Source organism: Streptomyces sp. NPDC097640 (genome assembly GCF_040302705.1).
GTDB lineage: Bacteria > Actinomycetota > Actinomycetes > Streptomycetales > Streptomycetaceae > Streptomyces.
In genome coordinates this window covers 48,443-61,053 of the sequence record NZ_JBEOSB010000011.1, presented here as the reverse complement: position 1 = coordinate 61,053, position 12,611 = coordinate 48,443, and the positions used below count along the sequence as shown (strand labels likewise).

Here is a 12,611-nt window from a genome sequence, read left to right as displayed (position 1 = left end):
AACACACCCCGGGGGTGCCTGTTGACGAAAGCGAACATGGCCGCAGCCGGTGAACCGGCTCCGAACTCCCACGTCATAGGTCGGCGCCGCCCCGCCCGGCCCGGCGAGCGGATCTGCCCGCCCGCGCCCGTCTCCTCGATCGCCGCCGCGGGAACAGCGGCGGGAACAGCCGCGGCAACTCTGGCCATTTCCAGTCCCTCACATGAGGCAAACCGACTCCGCCCCGCAGTCGAGTCGCTACGCTCCAGAGTCGGCCGAGATATCAGCTCCCTCTCGATCCCTATCAATATCTGAAAATTCACTTTTTATGGCCCGCTTGAGGTAAGCGGACCATGGCGTCAAGAGGCCAGGGCGTTCAAACCTGGCCATTCGCAATCAACTCGGGGCGGCGAACGATGCGTGACATGCGCGACACAGTCCAGGCAGAAGTAACGATGACCTTCCTGGTCTCCCAGGACCTCTCCTTCCGGATCCCGGTCGAGTTGTCCTATGACAGCAGCGACCCGTACGCGGTCGAGATCACCTTTCATCTACCCGGCGACGCGCCCGTGAGTTGGGCCTTCGCTCGGGAACTGCTGCTGGACGGGCTGAGCAAACCCTCGGGCGAGGGCGATGTGCGGATCGCCCCCGCCTCGCCCGAGGGGCTTTCGGACGTCTTCATCAGGCTCCAAGTGGGGGCCGAGCGGGCGCTGTTCCGCGCCGGTGCCGCCCCGCTGGTGGCCTTCCTGGACCGTACGGACCGGGTGGTTCCGTTCGGCCAGGAGCAGTCGGCCTGCGATCCGGTCGGCGACCTGGACGCGGAGCTCGACCGGATCCTCGCGGAGGACCGGTTCGCCGGCTAGCGGCCGGTCGTCCGGCCGCTCAGCGCCCGCGCGCCCGGCGCCGCCGTCCGCGCCCGCTCCGGCCCCCGCCGGCTCCCTGCCCGGCTCCGACCTGCCCGGCTCCGACCCGCTCCGCGCCGCCCCGCTCCGCGCCGATCCGCGGCGCGCGGTCCGCGGAGACCACGAGCGCGGCCAGCGCGGTGGTCACCGGCACCGAGGCGACGAGACCGATGCTGCCCACCAGGGTCCGTACGATCTCCTCCGCGACGATCTCGCTCGTCGCCACCGCCTCCACGCCGCTGTCCGCGATCGAGAACAGGAGCAGCAGCGGCAGCGAGGCGCCCGCGTACGCGAGCACCAGGGTGTTGACCACGGACGCGATATGGTCCCGCCCGATGCGCATCGCGGCCGCGTACAGCTTGCGCCAGCCCGCCGTGGGGTCCGCCTCCCTGAGCTCCCACACCGCGGAGGTCTGGGTGACCGTCACATCGTCCAGCACCCCGAGGGATCCGATGATCACCCCTGCCAGCAGCAGACCGCGGATCTCGATGCCCGGATAGAGGCCGTGGACCAGCCCCGTCTGGTCGTCGGTGTTGCCCGTCAGGCTCGCCCAGCCGATGAACAGCGAGCCCAGCAGACCGATCAGCAGCAGCGAGATGAGCGTGCCGAGCACGGCGACGGAGGTACGGGCCGTCAGCCCATGGCACATGTACAGCGCGATGAGCATGATCGCGCTGCCCCCGATCACCGCGACGACCAGCGGGTTGGAGCCCGCCAGTATCGCCGGGAGGATGAACAGCGTCAGCACCCCGAAGCTGACCGCCAGCGCCACCAGCGCGAAGACGCCGCGCAGCCGCCCGACGGCCACGACCGCGAGCGCGAACAGCCCGGCGAGCAGCGCCATGGGCAGGGACCGTTCGACGTCCGAGATCGAATACTGAAGGTTCTTCGGCGCCTTGGGCGCGTACGACAGCTTCAGCTTCTGCCCGGTGGAGTACTTGCGGGAGGCGTTCGGCGGCACGATCTCCTCGAACGTACGGCCCTTGTCCTTGCCCGAGGTGACCTCGATGGTCGCCCGCTCGCAGACGGTCTTCTTGGCCGGAGCACCGGCCCCGCCCTCCTGGTTCGCGGCCTCCTGGCCCGGCTCGACGGGCTGCGGCTGGGCGTTGACGTCGGCGCAGTTCACCTCCTCGACCTTCACCACCCGCCCGGCCACCGTCTGCTGGTCGAAGCCCAGCCCGCTGCGCTCATGCGCCTTGTGGTCGGGCGTGCCGCCCGGCCACAGCACGATCAGCCCGGCGACGACGGCGGCCGCGAAGGGGATGAGGACCGCCGCGATGACCTTGCGCAGGTGGGTGGAGACGGGTGTGGCCGGGCCATGGCTGTGCGAGTGGCCGTGCGAGTGGCCCTGCGAGTGGCCGGACGCGCCGGCGTGTGCGTGGCCGGGCTCGTCCGGTTGGTGCTGCCGCTGAGGTGTCGAGGTCACCGTCAGATCATCGCAAGAGGGGAGGGCCTCTGTTCAGCGCCGTCGGACAAACGCTAGCGTGGGTGACACCTTTGCAATCGCGGGAGCTCGGAGCACCGGGCTGAGAGGGCGCTGACCGACTTCGCTGCGCCGACCGCTGAACCTGTTACCGGGTAATGCCGGCGTAGGGAGTGGGTCTCAATGACTCTGCAGGATGCACACGCGCCCGAAAAGCCTGAGTTCGGCTGGCATAAGGGATATATCGCCGGATCGCGTCCGGACCTTCGGGTCCCGGTCCGCCGAGTGCACCTCACCAATGGCCAGGACGTCACGCTGTACGACACCTCCGGCCCGTACACCGACCCCCAGATCGAGACAGATGTCCGCCGCGGGCTCGCACCGCTGCGGCAGAACTGGATCCTCGCCCGGGGCGACACCGAGGAGTACGAGGGCCGCCCCGTCCGGCCCGAGGACGACGGCGTCAAGCACACCGCGCCACGCGGCGGGCTGCGCAACCTCGACGCGGTCTTCCCCGGCCGCCCCCGCCGGCCCCGCCGGGGCCGGGACGGCGCTGCCGTGACACAGCTCGCATACGCCCGCCGGGGCGAGATCACCGCGGAGATGGAGTTCGTGGCGCTCCGCGAGAACGTCTCCCCCGAGGTGGTCCGCGAGGAGATCGCGGCCGGCCGGGCGGTCCTCCCGGCCAACGTCAACCACCCGGAGATCGAGCCGATGATCATCGGCAAGCGATTCCTGGTGAAGGTCAACGCCAACATCGGCAACTCCGCCGTCACTTCCTCCATCGAGGAGGAGGTCGAGAAGATGACCTGGGCGACCCGCTGGGGCGCCGACACGGTCATGGACCTCTCCACCGGCCGCAACATCCACACCACCCGCGAGTGGGTGCTGCGCAACTCCCCGGTCCCCATCGGCACGGTGCCGCTGTACCAGGCCCTGGAGAAGGTCGACGGCAAGGCCGAGGAGCTGACCTGGGAGATCTACAAGGACACCGTCGTCGAACAGGCCGAGCAGGGCGTCGACTACATGACGGTGCACGCGGGTGTGCGGCTGCCGTACGTCCCGCTGACCGCCCGCCGCAAGACCGGCATCGTCTCGCGCGGCGGCTCCATCATGGCGGCGTGGTGCCTGGCCCACCACAAGGAGTCGTTCCTCTACACCCACTTCGACGAACTCTGCGAAATCCTGGCGGTGTACGACGTCACCTACTCGCTCGGCGACGGACTGCGCCCCGGCTCGATCGCCGACGCCAACGACGAGGCGCAGCTGGCGGAGTTGCGCACGCTCGGCGAGCTCAACCGGATCGCCAAGCGGCACAACGTCCAGACGATGATCGAGGGCCCGGGCCATGTCCCGATGCACAAGATCAAGGAGAACGTCGACCTCCAGCAGGAGATCTGCGAGGAGGCCCCCTTCTACACCCTCGGCCCCCTCACCACCGACATCGCCCCCGCCTACGACCACATCACCTCGGGCATCGGCGCGGCGATGATCGCCTGGTGGGGCACGGCGATGCTCTGCTACGTCACGCCGAAGGAGCACCTGGGCCTGCCGGACCGCGACGACGTCAAGACCGGCGTCATCACCTACAAGATCGCCGCCCACGCGGCGGATCTGGCCAAAGGCCATGCCGGCGCCCAGGAGTGGGACGACGCCCTGTCCGACGCCCGCTTCGAATTCCGCTGGGAGGACCAGTTCAACCTGGCCCTCGACCCGGACACGGCCCGCTCCTTCCACGACGAGACGCTCCCGGCGGAACCGGCGAAGACGGCGCACTTCTGCTCGATGTGCGGGCCGAAGTTCTGCTCCATGAAGATCAGCCAGGACATCCGGCGCGAGCACGGCGGCGCGCTGGAGGCAGCCGAGGTGGAGGCCGGGATGGCGGAGAAGTCGAAGGAGTTCGCGGCGGCGGGAAACCGCGTGTATCTGCCTCTCGCGGAATGATCCACCGGTAACGTACGGGAGGGCCCGAAGCCGCAACTTCGATTTGCGACTTCGGGCCCTCTGGCCGTGTCGGGCGGACTACTTCAGGACGTATACCGGGGCGCCGTCCGGGGTCACCCCGGTCTGCCGGACGCAGCCACGCTTCTGCAACATGCGCAGCGCGTCATGCACACGGTGCTCGGTGAGCCCGGTGACGGACGCGATGGCGTCCAGCGGGTACAGGCATTCGCCGTGCTCGATGATCGCGGGCAGGATGTACGCGGCCACGGCCCAGATGTCGGCGGTGACCACGAGATTGCGCTCGCGCCACTCGGCGATCAGCGAGGCCGGGGTCACCCGGGGCGGCGCGGCGGTCTTGTTCACTCGACGCGTCAGCGCCTGCGCTACGGTCGGCCCGGCGGTGAACGACTCCCGCTGGACGGCGGTGGACTCGCGGATCGCCTCGGCGATCTCGCGCTGCGCCGCCACGGACTTCCGCATCATCTCGACGCTTTCGCGGCGCAGTTCCTGGGCCTCGCGCTGCATGGCGAGCATCTGCGCGTCCATGCTCAGGTTGTGCTCCTCGAGCCGGACGATGGCGTCGGCGACCTCCTTCGGCATCGCGTAGGCGGTCGGGGCCTCGGGGTCCGTCGGCTGCACCGCGGCCTTCTCGAGTGAGTACGAGCCATGCCGCTGAACGGCGACCACGACTTCGGTCACCCAGTTCTTGAACGGCTCGGACTCCAGCTTGGTGCAGCCGTTGACCAGTCGGATGAGGCCTTGCAGATTCACCATCTGCATAGACTTCTTGAGCCCGTGACCTGCAATGTTGCGCGAAGCGTCTAGTCCATAGACGCTTCGCGCAAGATCTCCGAGGCTTGCGTGGCAACCTTCGGGGACGTGCCAGATGAGTGCCTGACGGGTGTTCGTGTAGCCCAGGTCTTTGGTCACATCCACCGCCGGGAACCAGTGGGTCCCGTCCGGCATCGTGAGTCGCCGTACACGGGCTCCGGTCGCCGCGTAGACGAAGTCGTTGATGTCGATCGCGTCCTGCGTGCCCGCCGGGTTCGGCGGGGTGTTCTGTGTGCTCATGGGATGCATCACCTCCATGACGGACGTTATGCATCCCGATGCGTGAAACTCCCATGATTAAGGGCGAGTTCGCTCAAAAGGTGGGGAGTGAATCATTCCGCTGGCGCGAGATCGTTGCCCTCTGAAACGGGCCGGCCGACCGCCTAATCCGGCTGGTGTTCCGGGCCGCCGTAGTCGGGGCTGGTGAAGTCGGGGCTGCTGTAGCGCGGGCGGGTTTTGGGGGCGTCGTCGTCCGTGCTGAAGCCGGGGCGGCTGTAGCCGAGGTGGGGGGTGCGGCTGGGGGCGTAGGCGGACGAGGGGGACGACGGGCGCGTCGGGGAGGAGGCGGGGGAAGGGGCCGGGGAGGTGTGGGAGCCGTCGGCCGCCGTCGGGTCCGCGAGCGCGTCGCGCAGGAAGGGCACCACGCCCCGCTCGAGCAGCGCCAGCCCCCACGCTTCTCTGGCGCGGTCCACCTCTTCGCGCTGGGCGCTGCGCGCGCTGCCCCGCATCGCTCTCGGGCCGTTGCGCAGCGCGGTGAGCAGGAGGCCGACGGTGGCGATCAGCAGGCCCGCGGCGGTGAGCACGGCGAACAGCCACCCCGCGGTGACCATGGGCTGGGCTATCGCCGGCGCGGGGTCGAGCAGGCGCAGGAGGTAGCCCGCGAGCAGGAAGATGATCGCCGCGGTGCCGGCCAGGACCGGGGCCAGGACGGAGAGCACGGCGACGAGTCCCGCCCCGGAAGCCGCGTCTCCCACGGTGGCGACGAACCCGCCCGCCGCGCCGTCTCCCTCGCTGTCCGCCGCCGCGAACTCGTCGTCGTCGACCGTGTCGGGCCAGGATTCGGGCGCCGCGGGCTGGCGCAGCTTTTCGCGGGCGTCCACATAGTGCTGGTATTCGTCGGCCGCGCATGCCGCGATGGTGGCCGCGGCGTTCATGGCCATGGTGCGCAGCTGCTCGGTGGTGAGCCGCTGTCCGACGCCGCTGAGGTCCGCGCGACGGTCCGCGGTACGCAGCGCCTCGTCGAGAACCCGCTCGAACTCCGGGCGGTCCTCGATCAGCAGGTGCGGAGCGCTGTTCATGTGCATCCCCCGATGCTCCGTAGGGCCTCGTTGCCGGCTGTCACCGGGCAGTGGGGCGGAAACGGAGGAGAGCCTGCTACGGATAAGCCGATGGTAGAGCCGATCCGGCGTGGGGTGACAGTAGGTTTCCCGAATTCACTCCGCGTCGGTGAAACTGTCTATCTTCCCCGTGCGGCGTGATATGAACCCTCAGTCGCTCAGAGGCAATTGGACAACCAACAGTTTTCCGGCCATGGTGACGCCGCCGTCCATGGCGATCGCGAGGTTGTCGGCGTAGACGTGCGGGCCTTCGACGATCGGTTCGCCGTCGTCCTCGCCGTCCTCGGAGCCGACCTCGCCGAGCAGATACGGGATCGGGCTGTGGCCGTGGACGATGCGCTGCCCGCCGTAGGTGTCGAGCAGTTCGCGGGCGGCCAGCGGGCCGGCGTCCTCGTCGCGGAAGGCGAAGCGCTTGGTGAACTTGCGGAACAGATCCCAGCACTCGTCGGCGTCGCTGCGTTGCAGCGCCTCGGTCACGGCGTCGTTGACTGCCTCGATGGAGTCGCCGTAGTCGAGGTAGGCGGTGGTGTCGGAGTGCACGAGCAGGTGGCCGTCCTGCTCGGTCATCGCGTCGAGCCGGGACATCCACTGGAGGTGGTGGTCCTCGAGCCGCTCCATGTCGGTGCGCTGGCCGCCGTTGAGCAGCCAGGCGGCCTGGAAGGAGGCGGTGCCGGCGCCGGAGTTGACGGGCGTGTCGCCGAAGCGTTTGGCGCCGATGAGCAGCAGCTCGTGATTGCCCATCAGGGCCTTGCAGTAGCCGCCGGCGGCCGCGGCCTCGGCGGACAGCTGCATGACGAGGTCGATGACGCCGATCCCGTCCGGGCCGCGGTCGGTGAAGTCGCCGAGGAACCAGAGCCGGGCGTTGCCCGCGGCCCAGTTGCCCTCGGGGTTGATCAGCCCTTGGGCGAGCAGCGCCTCGCGCAGCTCGTCGAGGTAGCCGTGGACATCGCCCACGACGTAGAGCGGGCCGGGCCCCTCGGACTCGGGCTCCTGGGAGCGCTCGGGGTCGGGGACCGGGGTGAGCTCGACGGTCGGGCGGTCCTGCGGGGGCACCAGGGGGGTGTCCGGGAGCGTGTGCCCGGGGCCCATGACCGGCAGGGAGCGCTCGGTGGGGGTGTACTCCACCGGCGGGACGGGGGGCGCCGGTGGTGAGGGCGGCGTGGGCGGGGTGGGCTCCGCGGGGCGCGCCGTGGGCGCCGCGGGCGGGGCGGGCTGGGCCGGGTCGCGGGGGACCCGGCCGTGCGGGACCGCGCCGTAGGGCATCCCGCCGTACGGGTTCGGGGCGGTGGGGATCGTGCCGCCCGGAAGAGGGCCGGGCACGGCGGACGATCCGTACGCGGACACGGGCGGAACCGCCGCCGTCGTCCGTGCCGAGGCTCCCAGACCGGCCCCCTGAGTCATCGACCCCTCCACCCTCGCGCCGCCGTGCCACCGTGTGGACCATGCCTGGTCGAGGGCGGTCCGCGGTGTCGTCCGCCCATCATAGGAATGACCGTACGGGCTTGTGACGCACCCGGGGGCTGTCAATCGGGGAGCCGTCCCGCTTGGACGGTCTTTTATCCCGGATTGGCCCGGTAGGAGCAGCGGATCGGGCTCCGGTGCGTGTCGCGTCATCCTCAAGTCTTCCTCAGGTTACGGCCGCACCCCGGGCCGTCAGCCTCCGGCACGGCTGCGCGGCGCGCTGACCGTGGTGCGTGGCGGGCGCCGTTGGGAGGACGTCCGCACGATCAGTTCGGTGGGTATCACCCGCTCGACGGGGTGGTCGGCGCAGGGCCCCTCGATGGCGTCGATCAGCAGCTGTACGGCGGCGGTGCCGATCCGGCGGGGCTTGAGGGAGAGGGTGGTGACGGGGGGTTCGGTGGTGCGGTAGATCGCGGACTCGCTACAGCACACCAGCAGCAGATCCTCGGGGACGCGCAGGCCGTGGCGGCGGGCGGCGGCCAGAAGGTCGGTGCCGTTGGGGTCGAACAGGCCGTAGACGGCGTCGGGGCGGTCGGGGCGGGCCAGGAGGCGGTCGGCGGCGACGGCCCCGGCGCATGGGTCGTGGGCCGGGTACTCCTCGTATACCGGCTCCTGTCCGACCCGCTCGCACCAGTGCAGATACGCGGTGGTGGACAGCCGGGTGTAGGTGTCGGTGGTGGTGCCGGTGAGCAGTCCGACGCGGCGGGCGCCGGAGTCGGTGAGGTGGTCGAGCAGGCCGAGGACGGCGGCCTCGTGGTCGTTGTCCACCCAGGCGGTGACGGGGAGGGTGCCGGCCGGGCGGCCGTCGCTGACCACGGGGATGCCCTGGCGCAGCAGCTCGGTGACGACCGGGTCGTGGTCGGAGGGGTCGATGACGACGGTGCCGTCGAGGGCGACGTTGGACCACACGTCGTGGCGGGAGGTGGCGGGGAGGATGACCAGGGCGTAGCCCCGTGCTAACGCGGCGGAGGTGGCGGCGCGCGCCATCTCCGCGAAGTACGCGAATTCGGTGAAGGTGAAAGGTTCATCCCCGTATGTGGTCACGGTCAGGCCGATGAGGCCCGACTTGCCGGTACGGAGCGTGCGGGCCGCGGCGGAGGGGCGGTAGCCCAGCCGGTCGGCGACCTCGCGGACATGGCGGCGGGTGGCGTCCGGGAGCCGGCCCTTGCCGTTGAGCGCGTCGGAGACGGTCGTGATCGAGACCCCGGCTGCGGCGGCCACGTCCCGGATGCCCGCTCGTGTCAGCCGGCGGCCGGTCGACCGGCTCACCTGGTGCTTCCCTGCTGCTGTCATGGCGAGCCGATAGTAGGGCGAGGGTGGCCCCTCCGCGCGGGGGTGCGTTCGGCTTGGCGAAGGCACGTTTCTGCATGAGCGCTTCGCCCAATTCCCTTGGAAATCAAGATAGTTGGGGGTTCTCGCGGGTCAGTAGTCGCCTCTGGCATATCCACGCCTGCCGATTGGTCGTTGTCTCGAAGAGGTCTCAACTCACCTTCATGGGCGATGCGCGCCAGGGCGCTCGCCACCGGCGCACGGCGGAAGCGGAATCGCTCCCCCTCATCTGTGTGCCATCCCCGCGCCGGGCCCCAGCCGCCTCCGCGCCGGCCCCGGCCGCCCCCGCGCCCGGTTCCCGCCGCCCGTGCCCCGGGGCTCGCTCGCCGGTACGCCGGGGCCAGGATGCCTCATAAGGTGAGAGGTATCGACGTGTGCGGGCGGTCGCGCACGGACGGGACGGTCGAGGAGGAGCCGCGGTGACTGAGAAGAGCCCCAAGCTGCGTGGAGCGCTGGACGGCATTCCGACGTACAAGCCCGGCAAGCCGGCCGCGGCGAGCGGCCCCGCCGCCTTCAAGCTGTCCTCGAACGAGAACCCCTATCCGCCGCTCGCCGGGGTGCTGGAGACCGCGATATCGGCCGCCGCCTCCTTCAACCGCTACCCCGACCTGGCCTGCACCGCCCTGACGGCCGAGCTGGCCCGCCGCTTCGACGTACCACCGGAGCACCTGGCCACCGGCACCGGCTCGGTCGGCGTGGCGCAGCAGCTGGTGCAGTCCACGGCCGGGCCGGGCGACGAGGTCATCTACGCCTGGCGGTCCTTCGAGGCCTATCCGATCATCACCCAGATCTCCGGGGCGACGCCGGTACAGGTGCCGCTGACCGGCGGCGAGGTGCACGACCTGGACGCGATGGCGGACGCGATCACCGAGCGCACCCGGCTGATTTTCGTCTGCAACCCGAACAATCCGACGGGCACGGTGGTGGGCCGGGAGGCGCTGACCCGCTTCCTGGACCGGGTGCCCGCCGAGGTGCTGGTGGTGCTGGACGAGGCGTACATCGAGTTCATCCGGGACGAGCGGGTGCCGAACGGCATCGAGCTGTACCGGGAGCGGCCCAATGTGTGCGTGCTGCGCACCTTCTCCAAGGCGTACGGCCTGGCCGGGCTGCGCATCGGCTTCGCGATCGCGCATGAGCCGGTGGCGGCGGCGCTGCGCAAGACGGCGGTGCCCTTCGGGGTCAGCCAGTTGGCGCAGGACGCGGCGGTGGCCTCGCTGCGCAGCGAGGACGCGCTGCGCGAGCGGGTGGAGGCGCTGGTCGCGGAGCGGGCGCGGGTGAGCGGGGCGCTGGCCGGGCAGGGGTGGACGGTGCCCGAGTCGCAGGCGAACTTCGTGTGGCTGCGGCTGGGGGAGCGCACGCTGGACTTCGCGGCGGCATGCGAGGCGGCCGGTGTGGTGGTGCGCCCGTTCCCGGGCGAGGGGGTGCGGGTGACGGTCGGCGAGCGGGAGGCGAACGACATCTTCCTGCGGGTCACCGAAGAGTTCCGCAAGGCGCTGTGACGCGCGGCGGCCCCGCTCGATCCGGCGTCCACGCTCGAACCGGCGTCCACGCTCGAACCGGCGTCCACGCTCGAACCGGCGTCCACGCCGACCGGTCGTAAAGGCAGAAGCATACCGATACGTTGCGCTTACGCCCCTTCCACCCCCCGGTGAGAAGGGGCGTAAATGTGTGTGCGTATGATGTGCTTGTGAATGTGAATACTTTCACAAGCTCCCTTGGGGCGCAGGCGAACCCTGCACGCAAGACCGGGCACAACCGGGCAAGACCGTAAGGAGAGATTCCCGTGGATCTGGCTCTGGCGCCGGAGACGCTGGCGCGATGGCAGTTCGGCATCACCACCGTCTACCACTACCTCTTCGTCCCGCTCACGATCTCTCTCGCGGCCATGACCGCCGGTCTGGAGACGGCCTGGGTCCGCACCGGTAAGGAGAAGTACTTCCACGCGACCAAGTTCTGGGGAAAGCTCTTCCTGATCAACATCGCGATGGGCGTGGTCACCGGCCTCGTCCAGGAGTTCCAGTTCGGCATGAACTGGTCGGACTACTCCCGCTTCGTCGGCGATGTCTTCGGCGCCCCGCTCGCCATGGAGGCGCTGCTCGCCTTCTTCTTCGAGTCCACCTTCATCGGACTGTGGATCTTCGGCTGGGACAAGCTGCCGAAGAAGATCCACTGCGCCTGCATCTGGATCGTGGCGCTGGGCACCATCCTGTCCTCGTACTTCATCCTCGCCGCGAACTCGTGGATGCAGCACCCGGTCGGCTACGCCATCGACAAGGCCACCGGCAAGGCGCGGCTCACCGACATCTGGGCGGTGCTGACCCAGAACACCACCCTGGTCGTGGTCTTCCACACCCTCACCGCCGCCTTCCTCACCGGCGCCGCCTTCATGGTGGGCATCGCCTCCTTCCACCTCTGGCGGGCCAAGCGCCGCCAGGACCGCGGCGAGGAGCTCGGCGAGAAGCAGAAGAAGCAGATCCCGGCGATGCGCGCGTCGCTGCGCGTCGGGCTGGTGGTCGCCGTGATCGCGGGCCTGGGGTCCGCGGTCAGCGGCGACCAGCTCGGCAAGGTGATGTTCGAGCAGCAGCCGATGAAGATGGCCTCGGCCGAGGCGCTCTGGGACACCCAGGCGCCCGCGCCCTTCTCGATCTTCGCCGTCGGCGATGTCGGCAAGGGGCACAACAGCGTCGAGCTGGAGATCCCCGGGATGCTGTCGTTCCTCTCGCACAGCAACTTCACCGACTCCGTCCCCGGCATCAACGACGTGGCCGCGCGGGAGGCCGCCGCCTACGGCGGGCAGCCCGAGGACTACATCCCCAGCATCTTCATGACCTACTGGGGCTTCCGGCTGATGATCGGCTTCGGGATGACCTCGTTCGTCGCCGCGCTCATCGGGCTGTGGACGACCCGGCGCAAGAAGTGGCTCTCCCCCGCGTTCCGCACCGGGGAGGACGAGGTGCCGCGGCTCATGCTCACCAAGAACCGCGAGATGAGCCCCCTGCTGACCAAGTGGTCCTGGCGGATCGGGATCCTGACCATGGGCTTCCCGCTGATCGCCAACTCCTTCGGCTGGATCTTCACCGAGATGGGGCGTCAGCCGTGGGTGGTCTACGGGCTGATGAAGACCGCCGACGCGGTCTCCCCCGGCGTCAGCCGGACCGAGGTCCTCATATCCCTGGGCGTCTTCACGCTGCTGTACGGCGCGCTCGCGGTGGTCGAGGTGAAGCTGCTGACCAAGTACGCCAAGGCCGGGCCGGACACCGACGAGAAGCCGCCGGCCAAGGACCCCCGGCTGCGGCTGCCCTCCGGCGGACCCGGCGGACCGGGCGCCGGGTCGGCCACCGGGGGCGACGCCACCGGCACCGACGACGCCGACAAGCCGCTGACCTTCGCGTACTGAGCCGGAGA

Annotated in this window: 9 protein-coding genes; 4 read left to right on the top strand and 5 right to left on the bottom strand. The window is 69.9% G+C overall.

Annotated features, from left to right (window positions below; genetic code table 11):
* The first annotated feature begins 404 nt into the window (after positions 1-404).
* The gene (locus ABTY62_RS19035) at positions 405-842 is read left to right on the top strand and encodes an SsgA family sporulation/cell division regulator (protein ID WP_311726030.1); all 438 of its coding nucleotides are present in this window, start codon (positions 405-407) and stop codon (positions 840-842) included.
* A 19-nt stretch (positions 843-861) separates the two neighbouring features.
* Here ABTY62_RS19035 and ABTY62_RS19030 read toward each other — a convergent pair whose 3' ends face one another.
* Positions 862-2,307 carry a YibE/F family protein gene (locus ABTY62_RS19030; protein WP_352130584.1) on the bottom strand — a complete coding sequence of 482 codons (1,446 nt, stop codon included), beginning with the start codon at positions 2,305-2,307 and terminating at the stop codon, positions 862-864.
* A gap of 180 nt (positions 2,308-2,487) precedes the next feature.
* Here ABTY62_RS19030 and thiC point away from each other — a divergent pair, with 180 nt between their 5' ends.
* Positions 2,488-4,248 carry a phosphomethylpyrimidine synthase ThiC gene (gene thiC / locus ABTY62_RS19025; RefSeq protein ID WP_352130583.1) on the top strand — a complete coding sequence of 587 codons (1,761 nt, stop codon included), beginning with the start codon at positions 2,488-2,490 and terminating at the stop codon, positions 4,246-4,248.
* A gap of 78 nt (positions 4,249-4,326) precedes the next feature.
* On the opposite strand, the gene ABTY62_RS19020 is transcribed toward thiC, so the two are convergent.
* From ABTY62_RS19020 to ABTY62_RS19005, 4 genes are all read right to left on the bottom strand, one after another.
* Positions 4,327-5,337: a BRO-N domain-containing protein gene (locus ABTY62_RS19020; protein ID WP_352130582.1), complete on the bottom strand. Its 1,011-nt coding sequence runs from the start codon at positions 5,335-5,337 to the stop codon at positions 4,327-4,329.
* 125 nt (positions 5,338-5,462) lie between these two features.
* Positions 5,463-6,383, bottom strand: coding sequence for a hypothetical protein (locus ABTY62_RS19015; protein ID WP_352130581.1), 921 nt, complete (start codon positions 6,381-6,383; stop codon positions 5,463-5,465).
* A gap of 183 nt (positions 6,384-6,566) precedes the next feature.
* Positions 6,567-7,817, bottom strand: a complete 1,251-nt coding sequence (locus ABTY62_RS19010; protein ID WP_352130580.1) for a metallophosphoesterase — start codon at positions 7,815-7,817, stop codon at positions 6,567-6,569.
* A 252-nt stretch (positions 7,818-8,069) separates the two neighbouring features.
* A complete protein-coding gene (locus ABTY62_RS19005) occupies positions 8,070-9,170 on the bottom strand; it encodes a LacI family DNA-binding transcriptional regulator (RefSeq protein WP_352130579.1) in 1,101 nt (366 codons plus the stop codon).
* A gap of 455 nt (positions 9,171-9,625) precedes the next feature.
* On the opposite strand from ABTY62_RS19005, the gene hisC reads away from it, so the two are divergent.
* Together hisC and ABTY62_RS18995 are read left to right on the top strand one after the other, a co-directional pair.
* Positions 9,626-10,705 carry a histidinol-phosphate transaminase gene (hisC, locus tag ABTY62_RS19000; protein WP_352130578.1) on the top strand — a complete coding sequence of 360 codons (1,080 nt, stop codon included), beginning with the start codon at positions 9,626-9,628 and terminating at the stop codon, positions 10,703-10,705.
* A gap of 284 nt (positions 10,706-10,989) precedes the next feature.
* Positions 10,990-12,603, top strand: coding sequence for a cytochrome ubiquinol oxidase subunit I (locus ABTY62_RS18995; protein WP_352130577.1), 1,614 nt, complete (start codon positions 10,990-10,992; stop codon positions 12,601-12,603).
* Positions 12,604-12,611: the final 8 nt, after the last annotated feature.